The organism is Neisseria zoodegmatis, from assembly GCF_900187305.1.
In the GTDB taxonomy this organism is placed as follows: Bacteria; Pseudomonadota; Gammaproteobacteria; order Burkholderiales; family Neisseriaceae; genus Neisseria; species Neisseria zoodegmatis.
Window position 1 is genome coordinate 2,424,563 of record NZ_LT906434.1, and the last position, 21,279, is coordinate 2,445,841.

The following is a 21,279-nucleotide window of genomic DNA, read 5'->3' on the forward strand; positions in this document are numbered from 1 at the left end:
CATACTAAAGATCCTTCTACAATTAATTACCTAAAACTACTTCAGATTTTTCACTAAAATATTCAGCAAATTTCTCATAAATACCTTCTTTCAGCAAACCGCACAAGCTATGATTGCCAAACACATCGGCCGCTTCCCCCTGTTGAAGTTGGAGCAGGTGATTGATTGGCAACCGATCGAACATTACCTCAACCATCAAAGAACCCGCTACCTTCGAGACCACCGCGGCCGTCCCGCCTATCCCCTGCTATCCATGTTCAAAGCCGTTCTGCTCGGCCAGTGGCACAGCCTTTCCGATCCCGAACTCGAACACAGCCTCATCACCCGTATCGAGTTTCAACTCTTCTGCCGCTTTGACAACTTTTGCATTCCCGACCACAGCACCCTCTGCCGTTTCCGCAACTGGCTGGCCCAAGACAACACCCTGGCCGAACTATTGGATCTGATTAACCGCCAACTGACTGACAAGGGCTTAAAAGTAGAGAAAGCATCCGCCGCCATCGTTGACGCCACCATTATTCAGACGGTCGGCGGCAAACAGCGTCAGGCCATAGAAGTGGATGACGAAGGACAAGTAAGTAGCCAAACCACACCGAGTAAAGACAGCGATGCCCGTTGGGTGAAGAAAGACGGCCGATACAGACTGGGTTACAAACAACATACCCGTACCGATGCGGAAGGCTACATTGAGAAACTGCATATCACTGCCGCCAATGCCCATGAGTGCAAACACCTGCTGCCTTTGTTGGAAGGCCTAGCCAAAGACACGACTGTCTATGCCGATAAAGGCTACGACAGTATGGAAAACCGGCAACATCTGAGAGAACATCAACTGCGGGACGGCATCATGTACAAATCCCACCGCAACCGGCCGCTGACGGAAGCGCAAACCAAACGTAACCGACATTTATCGAAAACCCGTTATGTGGTCGAACAAAGCTTTGGTACGCTGCACCGTAAATTCCGCCATGCCCGGGCAACTTATTTTGGTCTGAGCAAAGTGAGTGCACAAAGCCACCTGAAGGCGATGTGTTTGAACCTGTTGAAAGCAGCCAACAGGCTACGTGCGCCTGTTGCCGTCTGAAAGGCAGTTCAGATACCCGATTATCGGGTATTTGAGGAGAATAAAGAGAGCATTGAAATAGAAAAACAGCCGAAACCCTGTATTTTGGCCCCAGCTGTTGGGTAAAGGCCAATTTTTACAAAAGTCCCGAGCTTCACCGCGTCCACCGTCTTTCCGCCGCCTCTAAAATCTACGCCAAAGATTCCATGACTTCCCAAGCATCGCTGTTAGGCAAGTTGGAAACCCGCGGTTTTCAATACAGCGACGAAGCCGAAATCCGCCGCCGTTTGCAGCAGGTAAATGCCGCCGAGGTGCAGGCCGCCGCCAAACTGCTCACGCCCCAACGCTCCAGCGTGGTGGTTGTGCGCCCCGAAGCGGCGGCTGCTAAGTAGGTAATCAAGGATAAACGCAACCATAACGCGTTGAGGTATCTGCAAAGTGCGGTCATTCCTTCTGCCGTTACCGTTTTCCTTTCCCGACAGTAGGAGATTGAATATTGGTAGCGTCAGCAAGGATGGAATAAAGCCCCCTTCCCTTACAGCTGTTGTGAGCTACTTTGCCGGTTATGGATAGGCACCAGCCACAGCGTTCCGGGTTTCAGACGGCCTCCCGCTTCCTGTCTTCGCTTCAACCGCCTTCCCCTGCACTGTCGTCCTTCTGCCGTTACTTTTATAACGCATTAGAACCGACACCCGCATTCTTTTCCCGCCCACAAATAAGCGGCCGGACACTCCCGCATCCGGCCGCTACCTATGTCTATTTAACCGTCACCGACATCAACTACCGACGACGGCAATCCCAGCATTAATCAGCGCTTCTCTTTAGCCTTCTCCTTCAGCGCCGGCACCGCCGCTTTGGCCGGCTTCTTACCGCCACCAACCGTCGCCTCATCGCGCAGCTTGGCTAAAATACCCTCGCCGATACCCTTCACATTCTTCAAATCGTCAACACTCTTAAACTGACCGTTGTGCTGACGGTACTCCACAATCGCCGCCGCCTTCGACGGACCGATACCCGGCAGCGCCTTCAATTCCTCCGCCGTCGCCGTATTGATATTCACCGCCGCCAGCGATACCGCCGACCACAACAGAGCCAGCGCACCCGCTAAATATTTCTTCATCTTCTAAATCCTTCTTGATGGTTTTCCGTAACGTGTCATACCTGCGGCCTCTACCAACAGGCAATATACCTCACACTGCCCGCACAGGCAGTCCGAACCATCATAAACAGATTCCCAACACCCTTCAAATACTTTTAACTATAGTTACTATATACATAGAGAACATTGTCTCTCCCCAACAACAAGCTCGTCTTTCCATTACAGCTCTGCTCTCTTTGCTCCGCTACAACCAACCTTCTTCTGTATCCATTCTGCACAAACCTACCGGCAAACCAACCTTCTGAAACACCCATATTCAACTGTCTTGGCAAATCAAAATACTAAAACCCCCGATACGCAAGTATCGGGGGTTCGAAATAAGTGTCTGGCAGTGACCTACTTTCACATGGGTATCCACACTATCATCGGCGCTGAGTCGTTTCACGGTCCTGTTCGGGATGGGAAGGCGTGGGACCAACTCGCTATGGCCGCCAGACGTAAACTGTACAAATCGGTAAGCCGTTATGGAAGCTCGCTTCCACTTATTTATTCTTTAATCAACGGTGATGTGTATCAGCCTCACAAGACTGATGTAAGCTTATTCAAAGAAACTATCCAAAGTCCTTCAAATGATAGAGTCAAGCCTCACGAGCAATTAGTATCGGTTAGCTCCACGCATTGCTGCGCTTCCACACCCGACCTATCAACGTCCTGGTCTCGAACGACTCTTTAGTGCGGTTAAACCGCAAGGGAAGTCTCATCTTCAGGCGAGTTTCGCGCTTAGATGCTTTCAGCGCTTATCTCTTCCGAACTTAGCTACCCGGCGATGCGACTGGCGTCACAACCGGTACACCAGAGGTTCGTCCACTCCGGTCCTCTCGTACTAGGAGCAGCCCCCGTCAAACTTCCAACGCCCACTGCAGATAGGGACCAAACTGTCTCACGACGTTTTAAACCCAGCTCACGTACCACTTTAAATGGCGAACAGCCATACCCTTGGGACCGACTACAGCCCCAGGATGTGATGAGCCGACATCGAGGTGCCAAACTCCGCCGTCGATATGAACTCTTGGGCGGAATCAGCCTGTTATCCCCGGAGTACCTTTTATCCGTTGAGCGATGGCCCTTCCATACAGAACCACCGGATCACTATGTCCTGCTTTCGCACCTGCTCGACTTGTCGGTCTCGCAGTTAAGCTACCTTTTGCCATTGCACTATCAGTCCGATTTCCGACCGGACCTAGGTAACCTTCGAACTCCTCCGTTACTCTTTGGGAGGAGACCGCCCCAGTCAAACTGCCTACCATGCACGGTCCCCGATCCGGATCACGGACCTGGGTTAGAACCTCAAAGCCACCAGGGTGGTATTTCAAGGACGGCTCCACAGAAACTGGCGTCTCTGCTTCTAAGCCTCCCACCTATCCTACACAAGTGACTTCAAAGTCCAATGCAAAGCTACAGTAAAGGTTCACGGGGTCTTTCCGTCTAGCAGCGGGGAGATTGCATCTTCACAACCATTTCAACTTCGCTGAGTCTCGGGAGGAGACAGTGTGGCCATCGTTACGCCATTCGTGCGGGTCGGAACTTACCCGACAAGGAATTTCGCTACCTTAGGACCGTTATAGTTACGGCCGCCGTTTACTGGGGCTTCGATCCGATGCTTGCACATCTTCAATTAACCTTCCAGCACCGGGCAGGCGTCACACCCTATACGTCCACTTTCGTGTTAGCAGAGTGCTGTGTTTTTAATAAACAGTCGCAGCCACCGATTCTCTGCGACCCTCCAATGCTTACAGAGCAAGTCTTTCACATCAAAGGGCATACCTTCTCCCGAAGTTACGGTATCAATTTGCCGAGTTCCTTCTCCCGAGTTCTCTCAAGCGCCTTAGAATTCTCATCCTGCCCACCTGTGTCGGTTTGCGGTACGGTTCAATTCAAACTGAAGCTTAGTGGCTTTTCCTGGAAGCGTGGTATCGGTTACTTCATGTCCGTAGACACTCGTCATCACTTCTCGGTGTTTAAAAGACCCGGATTTGCCTAAGTCTTCCACCTACCGGCTTAAACAAGCTATTCCAACAGCTTGCTAACCTAACCTTCTCCGTCCCCACATCGCATTTGAATCAAGTACGGGAATATTAACCCGTTTCCCATCGACTACGCATTTCTGCCTCGCCTTAGGGGCCGACTCACCCTACGCCGATGAACGTTGCGTAGGAAACCTTGGGCTTTCGGCGAGCGGGCTTTTCACCCGCTTTATCGCTACTCATGTCAACATTCGCACTTCTGATACCTCCAGCAACCTTCTCAAGTCACCTTCATCGGCCTACAGAACGCTCCCCTACCATGCACTAGGTGCATCCGCAGCTTCGGTTACAGATTTGAGCCCCGTTACATCTTCCGCGCAGGACGACTCGACCAGTGAGCTATTACGCTTTCTTTAAATGATGGCTGCTTCTAAGCCAACATCCTGGCTGTCTGGGCCTTCCCACTTCGTTTACCACTTAATCTGTCATTTGGGACCTTAGCTGGCGGTCTGGGTTGTTTCCCTCTCGACAACGGACGTTAGCACCCGCTGTCTGTCTCCCATGATTGCACTTTCCGGTATTCTTAGTTTGCCATGGGTTGGTAAGTCGCAATGACCCCCTAGCCATAACAGTGCTTTACCCCCGGAAGTGATACATGAGGCACTACCTAAATAGTTTTCGGGGAGAACCAGCTATCTCCGAGTTTGTTTAGCCTTTCACCCCTATCCACAGCTCATCCCCGCATTTTGCAACATGCGTGGGTTCGGACCTCCAGTACCTGTTACGGCACCTTCATCCTGGCCATGGATAGATCACTCGGTTTCGGGTCTACACCCAGCAACTCATCGCCCTATTAAGACTCGGTTTCCCTACGCCTCCCCTATCCGGTTAAGCTCGCTACTGAATGTAAGTCGTTGACCCATTATACAAAAGGTACGCAGTCACCCAATTAATAGGCTTCCACTGTTTGTATGCATCAGGTTTCAGGTTCTATTTCACTCCCCTCCCGGGGTTCTTTTCGCCTTTCCCTCACGGTACTGGTTCACTATCGGTCGATGATGAGTATTTAGCCTTGGAGGATGGTCCCCCCATATTCAGACAGGATTCCACGTGTCCCGCCCTACTTGTCGTATACCTAGTACCACTGATGAAATTTCGAATACGGGGCTATCACCCACTATGGCCAAGCTTCCCAGCTTGTTCTTCTATCTCAACAGCTATCATATACAGGCTCCTCCGCGTTCGCTCGCCACTACTTACGGAATCTCGGTTGATTTCTTTTCCTCCGGGTACTTAGATGGTTCAGTTCTCCGGGTTCGCTTCGCTTATCCTATGTATTCAGATAAGGATACCGTACAAAATACGGTGGGTTTCCCCATTCGGACATCACCGGATCATAGCTTTATTGCCAGCTCCCCGATGCTTTTCGCAGGCTTACACGTCCTTCGTCGCCTATCATCGCCAAGGCATCCACCTGATGCACTTATTCACTTGACTCTATCATTTCAAGAACCTCTCTGACTTCGTTGTTTCGGCGTTGACTACCTACCCAACTTGAAGTCTTTACTCTGACAAAGCTTACTGCTTGTTGTGTACCGAACTGTGCCTTTTGTGTTTCACAGTTCAGTCGATACAATCATCACCCAAATACTGCGGCTTACCTGTTACAGTAAGCCAACATTGTCTTTGTTTGTTGATTTCGGCTTTCCAATTTGTTAAAGATCAATGCGTTTTACATGAAACAAACTTTTGTCTCAAACTTCGCAAATTAAAATGAGCTGCGCATTGTAGCAGCTAACTTTAATTTGTAAAGTCTTTAAATGTTTGGTGGAGGCAAACGGGATCGAACCGATGACCCCCTGCTTGCAAAGCAGGTGCTCTACCAACTGAGCTATGCCCCCATACTCTTACTCAAGTATCGATACTGCTTACTCTTGCTTTGAGAATGTCTGGTGGGTCTGGGAGGACTTGAACCTCCGACCCCACGCTTATCAAGCGTGTGCTCTAACCAGCTGAGCTACAAACCCAAGGTCTCTTTGCTTTCCAATATGCCAACAACCATCCTTCTTAATCCGAATAACCTTTTCGGTCATGCTCGGCTTAAAAGTAATTCATGCAGCACATCTTCAAGCTTAAACGCATCTTTAATATCACAGTTTACCGATAAGTGTGAGTGCCTCTCAGCCTCTTTTCTCTAGAAAGGAGGTGATCCAGCCGCAGGTTCCCCTACGGCTACCTTGTTACGACTTCACCCCAGTCATGAAGCATACCGTGGTAAGCGGGCTCCTTGCGGTTACCCTACCTACTTCTGGTATCCCCCACTCCCATGGTGTGACGGGCGGTGTGTACAAGACCCGGGAACGTATTCACCGCAGTATGCTGACCTGCGATTACTAGCGATTCCGACTTCATGCACTCGAGTTGCAGAGTGCAATCCGGACTACGATCGGTTTTGTGGGATTGGCTCCACCTCGCGGCTTGGCTACCCTCTGTACCGACCATTGTATGACGTGTGAAGCCCTGGTCATAAGGGCCATGAGGACTTGACGTCATCCCCACCTTCCTCCGGCTTGTCACCGGCAGTCTCATTAGAGTGCCCAACCAAATGATGGCAACTAATGACAAGGGTTGCGCTCGTTGCGGGACTTAACCCAACATCTCACGACACGAGCTGACGACAGCCATGCAGCACCTGTGTTACGGCTCCCGAAGGCACTCCTCCGTCTCTGGAGGATTCCGTACATGTCAAGACCAGGTAAGGTTCTTCGCGTTGCATCGAATTAATCCACATCATCCACCGCTTGTGCGGGTCCCCGTCAATTCCTTTGAGTTTTAATCTTGCGACCGTACTCCCCAGGCGGTCAATTTCACGCGTTAGCTACGCTACTAAGCAATCAAGTTGCCCAACAGCTAATTGACATCGTTTAGGGCGTGGACTACCAGGGTATCTAATCCTGTTTGCTACCCACGCTTTCGGGCATGAACGTCAGTATTATCCCAGGGGGCTGCCTTCGCCATCGGTATTCCTCCACATCTCTACGCATTTCACTGCTACACGTGGAATTCTACCCCCCTCTGACATACTCTAGTCACCCAGTTTCAAACGCAGTTCCCAGGTTGAGCCCGGGGATTTCACATCTGACTTAAGTAACCGTCTGCGCCCGCTTTACGCCCAGTAATTCCGATTAACGCTCGCACCCTACGTATTACCGCGGCTGCTGGCACGTAGTTAGCCGGTGCTTATTCTTCAGGTACCGTCATCAGTCATGGGTATTAACCACAACCTTTTCTTCCCTGACAAAAGTCCTTTACAACCCGAAGGCCTTCTTCAGACACGCGGCATGGCTGGATCAGGCTTGCGCCCATTGTCCAAAATTCCCCACTGCTGCCTCCCGTAGGAGTCTGGGCCGTGTCTCAGTCCCAGTGTGGCGGATCATCCTCTCAGACCCGCTACTGATCGTCGCCTTGGTAGGCCTTTACCCCACCAACCAGCTAATCAGACATCGGCCGCTCGAATAGCGCAAGGTCCGAAGAGCCCCTGCTTTCCTTCTCAAAGCGTATGCGGTATTAGCCATCCTTTCGGACAGTTATCCCCCACTACTCGGTACGTTCCGATGCATTACTCACCCGTTCGCCACTCGCCACCCAAGAAGCAAGCTTCTCTGTGCTGCCGTCCGACTTGCATGTGTAAAGCATGCCGCCAGCGTTCAATCTGAGCCAGGATCAAACTCTTATGTTCAATCTCTAACTTTTTAACTTCTGGTCTGCTTCAAAGTAACTGACAGACAATGTATAATCTTGTCTCTCTGTTTTTGTCGCAGTGTGAGGCCTAAAGACACTCACACTTATCGGTAATCTGTGTTGTTAAAGAACGGTTGCTGCTGTGTCAGCAGCGAAGAAACCGAACTATACACACCCGCCCGCACCCCCGTCAATAACCACAACGCAAAAAATTACAACGGAAATCACATATCGCTGTTTATTATGGGAATTATTTTTTAAAAATTTCATTCAAACATTTCCTCAACCAATTCATACAACACTCTGCCCCTCCACCCCAACTGCAAAACTCATTCACCTTATGTTTTTTTTGATATGATATGAAGTTCATTTTTATGGGGTTTGTGTATGTCTGTTTATACCAGCGTTTCAGATGACGAAATGCGTGAATTCTTAAATGATTACAACTTAGGCGATTTTATTTCCCTGCAAGGGATTGCTCAGGGGATTACAAACAGTAATTATTTTTTAACTACTACTAAAGGGCGCTTCGTTTTAACTGTATTTGAAACCCTGCAACAGCGCGAGCTGCCTTTCTTTTTGGAACTCAAACAACATCTCAGCAAAAACGGAGTTGCCTGCCCTGCTCCTGTTATGCGCAAAGACGGGAAATTCGATTCTATTTTGGTTGGCAAACCCGCGTGTTTGGTAACTTGTTTAAAAGGCTCCGATACGAGTTGGCCGACAGCGAACCAATGCTTTCACACCGGAGCCATGCTGGCCAAAATGCATTTGGCCGGACAAAGTTTTCCTTCCAAGATGGTCAATCCTCGTTATAGGGATTGGTGGCGCAATGCCTATACCCAGCTTTTTCCTTTATTAAATGCTGAAGATGCTGCATTATTAAAAAGTGAAATTGATTATTTAGATAAAAACAACGGCGAATCTTTACCTTCCGGCATTATTCATGCTGACCTTTTTAAAGATAATGTTTTGCTCGACGGCGAAGAAGTGGCCGGATTTATCGATTTTTACTATGCCTGCAACGGCAACTTCATGTATGACTTGGCGATTGCGGTAAACGACTGGGCACGCACAGCCAGTAATCATTTGGACAAAGAACTGGAAAAAGCTTTCATCGAAGGCTACGAAAGTGTCCGCCCGCTTAGCGACGAAGAACGGGCTTATTTTCCTACCGCGCAACGTGCAGGCTGTATTCGTTTTTGGGTGTCCCGTCTTTTAGACTTTTATTTCCCGCAAGAAGGTGAAATGACTTTCATCAAAGACCCGAATGCGTTCCGCGACTTATTGATCAGCTTGCGGGAAAACTAACGCTTAACATTGCAGTTATTAAGATTGAAGGCCGTCTGAAATTTTCAGACGGCCTTCTTCATTCTTCCCCAGTTGATTTCAGCCTCAATTAATTTCCAAGCTTCATACAATAAAAAAGCAGATGGGGTCATCTGCTTTTTATAACTCAATTCAAGTTGAGGCCGTCTGAAAACTATTCAAAGTTCAATACTGCGGAAGTATAAACGTCTTGAACATCATCCAAATCTTCAAGAGCATCAATCAACTTTTGCATTTTTTCGGCATCTTCACCGCTTAATTCGGTTTCATTTTGCGCGCGCATGGTGACGTCGCCGTCCTCAGATTGGAAACCTGCCGCTTCCAAAGCAGCTTTTACACCAGCCCAATCATTAGGCGCCGTGATTACTTCCAACGAACCGTCTTCATGAGCGACCACATCTTCTGCACCGGCTTCTAAAGCGGCCTCCATAAGCGCATCTTCATCCACGCCCGGAGCAAATACCAGATAACCCTGATGGACGAAATTGAAGGCCACACAGCCGTCTGTGCCCAAATTGCCGCCGTTTTTGTTAAACGCATGGCGCACATCTGCAACGGTACGGGTTTTATTGTCTGTCAAACAATCCACCATCAGCGCCGCGCCGCCGATGCCGTAGCCTTCGTAGCGCAGTTCGACGTATTCAACACCTTCCAGATTGCCGGTACCTTTATCAATCGCACGTTGGATATTGTCTTTAGGCATGTTGTTGCTAACAGCCTTATCCATTGCCAACCGCAAACGCGGGTTGGAAGAAGGGTCGCCGCCGCCCATTTTGGCTGCAACGGTAATCTCTTTGATCAAACGGGTAAAAATTTTACCGCGCTTGGCATCTTGACGTTCTTTTTTATGACGGATATTCGCCCACTTACTGTGGCCTGCCATGGTGTTTCCTTTCTATGCCCGCCCTACTGAATTTATGAGGCCGACTGTACATACAAAATTTTAAAGGCGCGTATTTTATCATAAAAGCTTAAAACATGAGATGTTGAATCTATTCAGGTTTATCAACATTTACGTTCGGTTTTCTACGTTCGGTTTTCAGCCTGCACTTGATTTCAGACGGCCTGTAACCATATTCAGTCCATCTGAAAATTATTATGTAGGCAAAAACCATGACCAACACTAAAAACAACACTCCTGCCGCAGCGGTAAATCATGCCGACTGCCGAACCCGTTTCATTTTCGACGATATGCCCGTACGCGGCCAACATGTGCGGCTTGAGAAAGTATGGCAACACATTGTCGAGCAAAAACATTATCCTGCCGCCATCCAACGCGCTTTGGGTGAATTACTGGCAGCCGGTGCATTATTGTCGAGCAATTTGAAGATTGAAGGTACATTAATTGTTCAAGTGCAGGGGAAAGGCAAACTGAAAATGCTGGTTGTCGAAGCCACTTCATCCGACACCTGCCGCGCCACCGCACGTTGGGACGAACATGCCCAAATCGGCGAGAACGAAAGTCTGCGCGAATTATTGGGCGACAGCGGTGTATTCGTGATTACTCTGCAACCGCAAGACGGAGAACCGTGGCAAGGCGTGGTGCCGCTTGAAGGCGACAGCATTTCAGAAATGCTGGTCAACTATATGAAGCGTTCCGAGCAATTAGATACCCACATCACCCTCACCGCCTCGGATAAAGTGTGCAGCGGTCTGCTGGTACAACGCCTACCTGAATCTACCCCTGATGCAGAAGCATGGGAACACATAGTCACACTTGCCCAAACCGTAACAGCCGACGAATTGGCGACTTTAGACGCGCACCATATCCTCTACCGCTTGTTCCACGAAACTCCGCCGCGTGTATTCGAGCAGGAAGCGATTGAATTTGCCTGCACATGTTCGCGTGGCAAGGTAAGTGATATGTTATTGATGCTGGGTGGTGAAGAAGTAGGCTCGGTACTGCTGGAACAAGGCAGTGTGGAAATTGATTGCGATTTCTGCAATGTAAAATATGTGTTTGACGAGACCGACATTAATGCACTGTTTGGCATGGATGTGGCTCAGGCGGTTAGCGAGGAAAAACTCAGGCTTCAATAAACCTGATTGACAACCCATTGATTGGTAAATAATTCATCTCCGCTCTTAATCATGTTGAATGATGGCAACTTAACCAAGCCCTCATTCAACATGTTTTTTTACCTACTCTCTTATTTTTTCCAATAAGGCGGCGTAAACAGAATCAACACCGTGAAAATTTCCAAACGACCCAACAACATCACGGCGGTACACAACCATTTCTGAACATCTGCCAACGCAGAATAATTATGCGCCGGCCCGACCACACCCAAACCCGGGCCTGCATTGGTAATGCAGGCAATCACGGCGCTGAAGGCCGAAATAAAATCCAAGCCCGTGGCCATCATCAGAAAAGTGAACAGCACGACGGTCATGAAATACACAAAGATAAACGCCATCACAGTCAAAGCCGTGCGCTCGGGAATGGTGCGGCCGTTTACCTTAACGTTGCGCACCGCATTGGGATGAAGCAGCAGCAACATTTCGCGCAAACTGAATTTGGCAAGCACGATGGCGCGTGCATTTTTAATCCCGCCGCCCATAGAGCCTGAGCTGGCCAAAACGTTGGCAAGAAAAAACATCCATAAAGAAGTAATCAGCGGCCATTGTGCAAAATCGGCATTGGCAAACCCGCTGGAAAGCCCGATAGATACGAAGTTAAACGATGTATAACGGAGCGATTCCTCGAAAGTCGGATAATATTGCTTGTGCCATAAATAAACGCTGACTGCGGTAATGCTGACCACCAGCATACTCACCATGATGCGGAACTCTTCATCCCGCCAATAGCGTTGCGGTGTGCGTGCGCCGACCACGGAAAGATGGGTAACAAAACTGATGGCGCCAAACAACGTGATGGCCATCACAATCATTTCGATAGAAGGGGAATTGAAGTAAGCGATGCTGTCGTCGTGGGTAGAAAAACCGCCGAGGGAAATCGTCGATAAAGCATGGCAAACCGCATCAAACCAACTCATGCCTGCCCAATACAGTGCCAAACAGGCCACAACGGTGCTTATGGCATAAGTAAGCCACAGCTTTTTCGCCACTTGGGAAATACGCGGGGCAATTTTATTGTCTTTATCAAGGCCGGGGATTTCCGCTTTAAACAACTGCGTGCCGCCCACGCCGAGCATGGGCAGAATCGCCACCGCCAACACGATAATCCCCATACCGCCGAGCCAATTGAGCATGTGCCGCCAGAAATTAATCGAAGGGGCAAGCGTGTCCAAACTGGTAATCACCGTAGCGCCCGTAGTGGTCAGCCCCGACATCGCTTCAAACAGCGCATCGGTGTAGCTCATTTGGGGAAAGTAAAGATAAAACGGCATCGCCGCCACCACGGCAAAACCCACCCACAACATAAACACCAGCGTAAAACCGTCGCGCACACGCAGTTCGCGCTGATAACGGCGTGTCAGCAGCCATATGGCAACCGAACTGATGATGGTCACCAGCGCCGTAGAGCCGAATGCACGCAAGGCATCGTCCAAATAAATATACGACACCATGGTAGGCACCAGCAGAAGTATCGAAAACAGCACGCCGAGTTTCGATAAAATATGGATGGTAGGGATGATTTTATACATAACTATCTGATTTCAGACGGCCTAAAAGAAACCGGATTCATACATGGGCAGATGCACGAATTCCAAATAAACCGTCAACACATCGCAAGCAACAAGCCCGTCATAATCGATTTTTTTATTTTTTATCATGGGGTACGGCACACCGGCAAAAGTTCCGCCTCAAGCGCAACTGTTTCCTTTTAAAGATGAAAGCCGATGAGCTTATCAGGCCGTCTGAAACTATTTTTCAGACGGCCTGAATCAAAATACGGCGGCTATTTTATCAAAAAACATACTTTTTTCAGAAACGCTTTGGCCGTCTGAACAATGGCGAACCGGTTTTCTTAAGATTGAGTTCACATGTAGAGCAGCAAAACAGGAAACTTAAGAATGCCTCTTACTCAGGCTGTTCGGCAGCCTCACCCTCCGAATCAACCTCACCCGCAGCCGCCTGATAATCGGCAAACCACTTGCCCACTACAGTGTTCACTTCCTCGATACCCTGCTTTTTCAAGCTGGAAAAAAGCTGCACGCTGATCTGCTGCCGCTCCGCATACGGTTTCAGCGATTTTTTAACCGCAGCAAGCGTTTTAATCTGATCGTTTTTAGACAGCTTATCGGCTTTGGAAAGCAAAATATGCACCGGACGGCCCGTGATATGGAAAAAATCCAGCATTCTGAGGTCAAGCTCTTTCAGCGGGTGACGGGCGTCCATAATCAGCACCAAACCAATTAACTGCTGTCTTTTCTGAAGATAATCGCCCAACAATTTCACCCAATGGGCACGCACGGCCTCCGGCACCTGCGCATAGCCGTAGCCCGGCAAGTCCACCATAAAACCGCCGCCAGCCAACTCAAAAAAGTTGATGTGCTGGGTGCGCCCCGGCGTTTTCGACACATAAGCCAAACGCACATGATTGGTCAGCGTATTGATGGCGCTCGACTTGCCCGCATTACTGCGCCCGACAAAGGCGATTTCGGCAGGCGTATCGGGCAAATCTTTCAGATGATTGACCGTAGTAAAGAATTTTGCATTTTGAAATAAGTTCATAAGTGGTAAAATTGTGTGAATTTGGTATAGAATACCACGATTATAAAGTTATCGGTTTAGTCGGGCCGCTACCAGCCCGTGTTGAGTATAGTAAAGGGCATTGCGAATTGATGTCGTAATGCTGTAATTCAGGAGCACACTTCCATGAAACGTTTTACCCTGTTGGGTCTGGCTTTAGCTGTTACTGCCGCGGCGGCCGCGCCCAAAGCGGATATTGCCAAAGGCAAAGAAATTGCAAACACGATTTGTGCGGCTTGCCACGCTGCCGACGGTAACAGCGGTATTGCAATGTATCCCAAATTATCCGCCCAACACGCCCAATATCTTTTTGTCCAAACCAAAGAGATCAAAGAAGGTAAACGTACTACCGGCGCAGCGGCGGCAATGATGCCTTTGGTGGCTTCGCTTTCCGATCAGGATATGCGCAATGTAGCCGCGTTCTACGCCACCCAATTCCCCAAACCGGGCGAAACCAATCCGAAAGAAAATCCCGAATTAGGCGCGAAAATCTACCGCGGCGGCTTGGCCGACAAGAAAATCCCGGCCTGTATGTCTTGCCACGGCCCCAACGGTGCGGGTATTCCTGCGGGCGGTACCGATATTTTGGCTTATCCGCGTTTGGGCGGCCAGCACAAGGCTTATATTGTTGACCAGATGAAAGCTTACCAATCAGGCCAACGTAAAAACAACATCATGAACGACATCGCCGGCCGCATGACCAACGAAGAGCTGAAAGCTGTCGCCAACTTTATCCAAGGGTTGCATTAATATTGCATCACGCGGTTTTGTGCTGAGGCCGTCTGAAAGAAAAGCTTTCAGACGGCCTTCGGCTGCCATGCCGCTTCATCATCTTTAAACGCTTCATCTGCTTGAATCTTGGCTAAAGGATTCTTAAAACTCAAAGTTGCAAAGATTGCAGAAGATTTTGATTTTAAAGATAGCACTTCCATTCATTGAACCTACCAACCAATCGGCAAAACCTTATGGCCCAACCCAAAACTTCCGTTCCGCTTATACGCCGCCCGTGGTTTGCTTTTCTCAGCTCCATGCGCTTCGCCGTGGCTCTGCTCAGCCTTTTGGGTATCGCATCCATCATCGGCACGGTACTCCAGCAAAACCAGCCGCCCGTCAATTATGTGGTGAAATTCGGCCCGTTTTGGACGGAAATTTTCGGTTTTTTAGGCTTGTTTGATGTTTACGCATCCAGCTGGTTTGTGCTGATTATGCTGTTTTTGGTGCTCTCCACGGGCTTGTGTTTGTGGCGCAACATTCCGCCGTTTGTGCGCGAAATGAAATCTTACCGGTTAAACGCCAGCAAAAAATCTTTGTCTTCAATGAAGCACACCACCATGCTCGAAGGCCGTATTTCACCCGAAATCGCCGCCCGCTATTTGGAAGTGCAGGGATTCAGCAGCAAAACGGTTGAACGCGAAGACGGCTCCGTCTTGCTCGCAGCCAAAAAAGGCGCGATGAACAAATGGGGATACATTTTCGCCCATGCGGCCATTATCGTTATCTGTTTGGGCGGCCTGATCGACAGCAACCTGCTGCTGAAAGTCGGTATGCTCACCGGCAAAATCGTTCCCGACAACGAATCGGTGTTCGCCAAAGATTTCAAACCCGAAAGCACGCTGGGCAGCGGCAATATCTCGTTCCGCGGCAACGTCAACATCACCGAAGGCCAACAAGCCGACGTGGTTTTTCTGAATGCCGACAAAGGTATGCTGATACAGGATTTGCCGTTTACGGTGCATCTGAAAAAGTTTCATATCGACTTCTACAACACCGGTATGCCTAAAGATTTCGCCAGCGATTTGGTGGTTACCGACAAAGCCACCGGCGAAGTGATTGAAAAAACCATCCGCGTCAACCATCCGCTCACGGTTGACGGCATTACCATTTATCAAGCCAGCTTTGCCGACGGCGGTTCTGACTTGAAACTGAAAGCTTGGAATCTGGCAGGCAAAAACCGCCAACCGGCCATGATGGATGCCGTCTCGATGCGTGAATTTCCATTGGATTTGGACGGCAAGCAATACCGGTTGGAATTCGACCAGTTTACCGCCATGAACGTCGAAGACATGAGCGCCGCGCCCCAAAAAGAAAAAACAGGTTTTCAGACGGCCATTAACGACGTGCGCAGCGTTAAGCAAGACAAAAAGTTCACTAACATCGGCCCATCCATCGTTTACCGCATCCGCGACAAAGCCGGACAAGCCGTTGAATACAAAAACTATATGCTGCCCGTCAAACAAGAAGAAGACTATTTCTTCATCACCGGCACCCGCGCAGGGCTGGATCAGCAATACCGCTGGCTGCGCCTGCCCGCCGACAAAGAAGGCAGCATCGACACCTTTATGGCTTGGCGCGAACTGCTGAACGACCCTGCCGTGCGCAAACGCGTGATTGAAGCGTCTGCCCAAGCCGCGCCCGAAAACGTGCGTTCGGGATTCAGCTTGGCCGTAGAAAACACCCTTGCCCTGTTTGCACAAGGCGGCTATTTGGCACTGAACGACTACATCGAACAAAAAGTGCCCGAAGCCGAACGCGACAAAATGCAGGATTTCTTCTACCGCATTTTATACGGCACGCTCAATTCGATTTTGGATGAAACCATCACCACTTACAAACTGCCCGAATGGAAACCGAGCGTGGAACGAAACCGCTTCCTGCTGCACAGCATGGATGCCTACACCGGCCTGACCGAATACCCCTCGCCGGTGCTGCTCCAGCTCAACGGCTATAAAGAAGTGCGCTCTTCCGGCCTGCAAATGACCCGCTCTCCCGGTGCATCGTTGGTGTATTTAGGCTCGGTGCTGCTGGTTTTGGGCACGGTATTTATGTTTTACATCCGCGAGAAACGCGCATGGCTGCTGTTTGACCAAGACGGCGTGCGTTTTTCCATGTCGTCTTCGCGCAATGAGCGTGATTTACAAAAAGAATTTCCCAAACATACAGAGGATTTGGCAACATTGTCCTCAGATTTGAACAAAAACATTTAACAGCCGGTGTAAGAACTTTTTCAGACGGTCGTCTGAAAACAAACAGGCTGAATTATGAAGGAACATACGCATGAACCACACCATACGCGGTGCGAATAAATTACCACACCAACACACTCTGCTGACCCACAAGTCGTTTTTGCGCCGCCTCAACGGCTGGGATTGGCTGTTTGCCCTGCTCATCACCATGACTGCCGTCTTCGCGCAATTCCATATCGGCCACCGTATGGACATTTACGAAATCGTGATTTTGTGGAGCAGCGCCGCCGGTGCCATCCTTTTGGGCTGGTTTTTCAAACCCCTGCGCGGCTTTACCGTTGCCTCCGTGCTGCTGGCTTACGGCGCCGTCCAACTCTACTCGGGCGACATTGCCCATGCCGACCGCTTTTTGCTGAAATACTTCCTCAGCAGCCAATCGGCCATCATGTGGCAATGCGCCACCGTATTCTTCGCCCTCTTCTGCTACATTGCAGGCGCGCTGGTTGCCCGCAAACAAAACGCCCCCACCAACACCCTGCTGGGCATGGGCAGCGTGTTAACCTGGTTTTCCGCGCTTGCCGGCTTTACCGGCCTGCTCGTGCGCTGGCATGAAAGCTATCTGCTGCGCCCCGATGCCGGCCATATCCCCGTATCCAACCTATATGAAGTCTTCATTCTCTTCTTGGTAATTACCGCCCTGATGTATCTGTATTACGAAGCCAAATTCGCCATGCAGAAGCTCGGCGGATTCGTGCTGTCGTTTATGGCCGTCGTGGTCGTGTTTGTGTTGTGGTACAGCGTATCGCGTGAAGCTCATGCTATTCAACCGCTGATTCCCGCCCTGCAATCGTGGTGGATGAAAATCCATGTACCGGCCAACTTTATCGGTTACGGCGCATTCTGTATTTCCGCCATGTTGGGCGTGGCCGAACTGCTGGCCATCCGCAACGAAAATGCCGGTAAGAAATCTTGGCTGCCCGAATCGCAAGCCATTGAAGAAGTGATGTACAAATCGATTGCCGTCGGCTTCCTGTTTTTCACCATCGCCACCATTCTCGGCGCACTGTGGGCAGCAGACGCGTGGGGCCGCTACTGGAGCTGGGACCCGAAAGAAACTTGGGCATTTATCGTATGGCTGAACTACGCCGTGTGGCTGCACTTGCGCCTTGTAGCCGGTTGGCGCGGCAAAGTCTTGGCATGGTGGGCGATTATCGGCCTGTTTATTACCGCTTTTGCCTTTATCGGTGTAAACATGTTCTTGAGCGGCCTGCACTCTTACGGAACGCTCTAACATCATTGAAAGCCGGGCAACATGGCAGCGGGACACGGTTTCATCAACCGCACCTTTCTGCATCATTGCCCGGTTTTGTTCAAAGCAATCGGACGAAGCGGCACACTATCCTGCCTGCCAATATATTGCCTAAATTTTGGGCAGAATACAGAGGCCGTCTGAAATGCTGTTTCTACCGAAACACACAAAATTAAAAAACCATAAAACAACAGCAACCCTGACCAAACCGAAACCGCCGCAAGCAAACACGGTCTCAACCCTACACCACAGCGGTTTATCAAGGCTGCTCATGATTTCACACGGTTATCATCTTCATGGCTGTTAAAATCCAAACCCGCACCGTTAACCCCGACATCTGCCGCACCCTCATCGAGGCCGGCACCGACCCGCTGCTCGCCCGCCTGTGCGCCGCCCGCGATGTGGCCTCCCCTGCCGAGTTGGACGACAAACTCGCCGCCCTGCTGCCCTACCAAAGTCTCACCCGCTGCACCGAAGCCGCGTCCAGATTGGCCGATGCGGTGGAGCGCAAACAGAAAATTTTAATCGTGGCCGATTACGATGCCGACGGCGCAACCGCCTGTGCAGTCGGCATCAAAGGGTTGTCGGCCATGGGCGCGTCGGTGGACTTTTTGGTACCCAACCGCTTCGAGCACGGCTACGGCCTCACGCCCGAACTGGCCGACATTGCCGCAGCCCAAGGCGTACAGTTATTGTTGACCGTTGATAACGGCATCGCCAGCATCGCCGGCGTAGAACGCGCTCAGGCATTAGGTTTGGATGTTATCGTAACCGACCACCATCTGCCCGCCGATACCGTGCCCAATTGCATCATCGTCAACCCCAACCAACGCGGCTGCAACTTTGCCAGCAAAAATTTGGCGGGCGTGGGCGTGATTTTTTATGTGCTGATGGCTTTGCGTGCCGAATTGCGGCAGCGCGGCCGGTTCAGGCCGTCTGAACATTCGCTTTCAGACGGCCTCAACGAACCGAATCTGGCCGAACTGTTGGATTTAGTCGCACTCGGCACCGTTGCCGATGTCGTGCCGCTCGACCACAACAACCGCATTCTCGTTTCACAAGGCTTGAAACGGATGCGTGCGGGGAAAATGCGCCCCGGTATCCGCGCCCTGTTTGAAATCGCAAGGCGCGACTGGCGCAAAGCCCAGCCTTTCGACATGGGCTTTGCACTCGGCCCGCGCATCAATGCCGCCGGCCGGCTTGACGATATGTCGGTCGGCATCGCCTGCCTGCTGGCCGACAACGAAGCCGAAGCGCAAAGCCTTGCCGCCCAACTCAACGATTTGAACATCGAACGGCGCGAAATCGAACAATCCATGCTGCAAGACGCGCTGAATGCCTTTCCCGAATCGCTGCCGTCCGGCCAAACCACTTTGGTTGTTTATCAAAACGACTTTCATCAAGGTGTGGTCGGCATCGTAGCCAGCCGTCTGAAAGACCGTTTCTACCGCCCCTCCATCGTGTTCGCCCCTGCCGACAACGGCGAAGTGCGCGGCTCCGGCCGCTCCATTCCCGGCCTGCATTTGCGCGATGCCTTGGATTTGGTGAGCAAACGCCACCCCGACATGATTTTGAAATTCGGCGGACACGCCATGGCAGCAGGCTTGAGCATACGCGAAGAAAACATTGCCGCTTTTCAGACGGCCTTTGAGCAGACAGTACGCGAATTGGTGCATGCCGACGACTTGGCGCAAACCTACATCACCGACGGCAGCCTGCCCGCCGCCGACATCACGCTCACACAAGCGCAAAACCTCGCCCGCCAAGTGTGGGGGCAAGGATTCGCCCCGCCGACCTTCACCGACGAATTTGCCGTTATCCGCCAACAGGCTATGGGCGTGAACCACAAAAAAGTGTGGCTGCGCAAAGAAGGCTGCGAATTTGAAGCCATGTTTTGGCGCTGCACCGAAGAGCTTCCCACCCGCGTCCGCACGGTATACCGCCCCGTGGCCAACGAATGGCGCAACAATATCGAATTGCAACTTTATATCGACTATTGGGAAGCCGCATAAGCGAGGCCGTCTGAAAACGAGCTTGCGAGTTTCGCCAAAGCGAACGATACGGGCTTCGTTAAAAGTTTTCAGACGGCCGCACCCGGTTTCCCAACCCTTGTAAAAACACTTTAATGCCCATATAGTGCATAAAATCTAACACAAGCACATTCATCATTGAGGACGTTATATGCAGCCCGTTACCATGTATACCGGCCCCTACTGCCCTTACTGCACCATGGCCAAACAGTTTTTAAAATCACAAGGCATCAGCGAAATCAAAGAAATCCGCGTCGACCAAAACCCCGCCGACTATGCCGAAATGCAGCAAATCACCGGCCAACGCAGCGTGCCGCAAATTTTCATCGGCAACACCCATGTGGGCGGCTTTACCGACTTATACGCACTGCACCAACGCGGCGGCCTCAAAAGCCTGTTGGAAGGCGAAACCGAATAACCCCTTTCCCGCTGCACACGCAGCATAACTTTTCATAGAAAGAGCCACCATGAGCGAAGAACTGCAACCCGTATTCAGCATCGAAAAACTGTATGTTAAAGATATGTCTTTAGAAGTGCCGAACGCTCCCCAAGTATTCTTGGAGCAAGGCGAGCCTGAAGTCGATATGCGCGTTTCTACCGAAAGCGCCAAACTGGAAGAAGGTTTCCACGAAGTTACCGTAACCGTAACCGTTACCGCCAAGCTCGAGAACGACCGCGTAATGTTCCTGAACGAAGTATCGCAAAGCGGTATCTTCCGTTTGGAAAACATCCCTGAAGAAGACGTGAAACTGCTGCTGGCCGTTGCCTGCCCGAACATCCTGTTCCCATACGCCCGCGAAGCCGTTTCCACCACCATTACCCGCGCAGGCTTCCCGCCCGTGCTGCTGGCTCCGATCAACTTCGAAGCCATGTACCAACAAGCGCAAGAAGGTAACGCGTAATCCGCAGCCTGTCGCCGCTATAACAAGAAGCCGTCTGAAAAATTTTCAGACGGCTTCTTGTTATAGCGGTTCGGATGTGGATGCAGTTCAAGGCGCAGCAGCGCAGCGAGTGCAGACATATCAGATAGAATAGACAAACGAGCGAGCAGCGCACAACGCAGAA

15 protein-coding genes, 2 tRNA genes and 3 rRNA genes are annotated in these 21,279 nt (G+C 50.6%); 10 read left to right on the forward strand and 10 right to left on the reverse strand.

Annotated elements, in window-relative coordinates:
• Positions 1-76: 76 nt before the first annotated feature.
• Together CKV66_RS11400 and CKV66_RS11405 are read left to right on the forward strand one after the other, a co-directional pair.
• Positions 77-1,084: an IS5 family transposase gene (locus CKV66_RS11400; protein ID WP_085364360.1), complete on the forward strand. Its 1,008-nt coding sequence runs from the start codon at positions 77-79 to the stop codon at positions 1,082-1,084.
• Between the two features lie 185 nt (positions 1,085-1,269).
• On the forward strand, positions 1,270-1,455 hold the full coding sequence (locus CKV66_RS11405) for a hypothetical protein (RefSeq protein ID WP_197697454.1): 186 nt from the start codon (positions 1,270-1,272) through the stop codon (positions 1,453-1,455).
• Positions 1,456-1,871: 416 nt separating this feature from the next.
• On the opposite strand, the gene CKV66_RS11410 is transcribed toward CKV66_RS11405, so the two are convergent.
• The 6 genes from CKV66_RS11410 to CKV66_RS11435 all read right to left on the reverse strand — a co-directional run bounded on the left by CKV66_RS11410 (position 1,872) and on the right by CKV66_RS11435 (position 7,925).
• Positions 1,872-2,183, reverse strand: a complete 312-nt coding sequence (locus tag CKV66_RS11410; protein ID WP_095197808.1) for a ComEA family DNA-binding protein — start codon at positions 2,181-2,183, stop codon at positions 1,872-1,874.
• 362 nt (positions 2,184-2,545) lie between these two features.
• Positions 2,546-2,658, reverse strand: a 5S ribosomal RNA gene (gene rrf / locus CKV66_RS11415).
• Between the two features lie 138 nt (positions 2,659-2,796).
• Positions 2,797-5,683, reverse strand: a 23S ribosomal RNA gene (locus CKV66_RS11420).
• Positions 5,684-6,011: 328 nt separating this feature from the next.
• Positions 6,012-6,087, reverse strand: a tRNA-Ala gene (locus CKV66_RS11425).
• A gap of 49 nt (positions 6,088-6,136) precedes the next feature.
• A tRNA-Ile gene (locus tag CKV66_RS11430) sits at positions 6,137-6,213 on the reverse strand.
• Positions 6,214-6,384: 171 nt separating this feature from the next.
• Positions 6,385-7,925, reverse strand: a 16S ribosomal RNA gene (locus CKV66_RS11435).
• Together the 16S, 23S and 5S rRNA genes with 2 tRNA genes alongside form the textbook arrangement of a ribosomal RNA operon.
• A gap of 389 nt (positions 7,926-8,314) precedes the next feature.
• Here CKV66_RS11435 and thrB point away from each other — a divergent pair.
• Complete coding sequence (thrB, locus tag CKV66_RS11440) at positions 8,315-9,238, forward strand: homoserine kinase (protein ID WP_085363563.1); 924 nt, start codon at positions 8,315-8,317, stop codon at positions 9,236-9,238.
• A gap of 172 nt (positions 9,239-9,410) precedes the next feature.
• Here thrB and CKV66_RS11445 read toward each other — a convergent pair whose 3' ends face one another.
• Positions 9,411-10,139, reverse strand: coding sequence for a YebC/PmpR family DNA-binding transcriptional regulator (locus CKV66_RS11445; RefSeq protein ID WP_085363562.1), 729 nt, complete (start codon positions 10,137-10,139; stop codon positions 9,411-9,413).
• 230 nt (positions 10,140-10,369) lie between these two features.
• Here CKV66_RS11445 and hslO point away from each other — a divergent pair, with 230 nt between their 5' ends.
• A complete protein-coding gene (gene hslO / locus CKV66_RS11450) occupies positions 10,370-11,296 on the forward strand; it encodes an Hsp33 family molecular chaperone HslO (RefSeq protein WP_085363561.1) in 927 nt (308 codons plus the stop codon).
• A gap of 110 nt (positions 11,297-11,406) precedes the next feature.
• Here hslO and CKV66_RS11455 read toward each other — a convergent pair whose 3' ends face one another.
• Together CKV66_RS11455 and yihA are read right to left on the reverse strand one after the other, a co-directional pair.
• On the reverse strand, positions 11,407-12,864 hold the full coding sequence (locus CKV66_RS11455; protein ID WP_085363560.1) for a TrkH family potassium uptake protein: 1,458 nt from the start codon (positions 12,862-12,864) through the stop codon (positions 11,407-11,409).
• A gap of 376 nt (positions 12,865-13,240) precedes the next feature.
• Complete coding sequence (yihA, locus tag CKV66_RS11460) at positions 13,241-13,894, reverse strand: ribosome biogenesis GTP-binding protein YihA/YsxC (RefSeq protein ID WP_085363559.1); 654 nt, start codon at positions 13,892-13,894, stop codon at positions 13,241-13,243.
• A gap of 144 nt (positions 13,895-14,038) precedes the next feature.
• On the opposite strand from yihA, the gene CKV66_RS11465 reads away from it, so the two are divergent.
• Entirely contained in the window at positions 14,039-14,662 is a 624-nt protein-coding gene (locus tag CKV66_RS11465) for a c-type cytochrome (RefSeq protein ID WP_085363558.1), read from the forward strand.
• Positions 14,663-14,709: 47 nt separating this feature from the next.
• Here CKV66_RS11465 and CKV66_RS12770 read toward each other — a convergent pair whose 3' ends face one another.
• Complete coding sequence (locus tag CKV66_RS12770) at positions 14,710-14,844, reverse strand: hypothetical protein (RefSeq protein ID WP_269457264.1); 135 nt, start codon at positions 14,842-14,844, stop codon at positions 14,710-14,712.
• 33 nt (positions 14,845-14,877) lie between these two features.
• Between CKV66_RS12770 and CKV66_RS11470 the strand changes: the two genes are divergently transcribed.
• The 5 genes from CKV66_RS11470 to secB all read left to right on the forward strand — a co-directional run bounded on the left by CKV66_RS11470 (position 14,878) and on the right by secB (position 21,116).
• A complete protein-coding gene (locus CKV66_RS11470; protein ID WP_085363557.1) occupies positions 14,878-16,896 on the forward strand; it encodes a cytochrome c biogenesis protein ResB in 2,019 nt (672 codons plus the stop codon).
• A gap of 70 nt (positions 16,897-16,966) precedes the next feature.
• Entirely contained in the window at positions 16,967-18,166 is a 1,200-nt protein-coding gene (gene ccsB / locus CKV66_RS11475; RefSeq protein ID WP_085363556.1) for a c-type cytochrome biogenesis protein CcsB, read from the forward strand.
• 314 nt (positions 18,167-18,480) lie between these two features.
• The gene (gene recJ, locus CKV66_RS11480) at positions 18,481-20,196 is read left to right on the forward strand and encodes a single-stranded-DNA-specific exonuclease RecJ (RefSeq protein ID WP_085363555.1); all 1,716 of its coding nucleotides are present in this window, start codon (positions 18,481-18,483) and stop codon (positions 20,194-20,196) included.
• Positions 20,197-20,365: 169 nt separating this feature from the next.
• Entirely contained in the window at positions 20,366-20,632 is a 267-nt protein-coding gene (gene grxC / locus CKV66_RS11485) for a glutaredoxin 3 (protein ID WP_054600280.1), read from the forward strand.
• A 49-nt stretch (positions 20,633-20,681) separates the two neighbouring features.
• A complete protein-coding gene (secB, locus tag CKV66_RS11490) occupies positions 20,682-21,116 on the forward strand; it encodes a protein-export chaperone SecB (protein ID WP_054600279.1) in 435 nt (144 codons plus the stop codon).
• Positions 21,117-21,279: the final 163 nt, after the last annotated feature.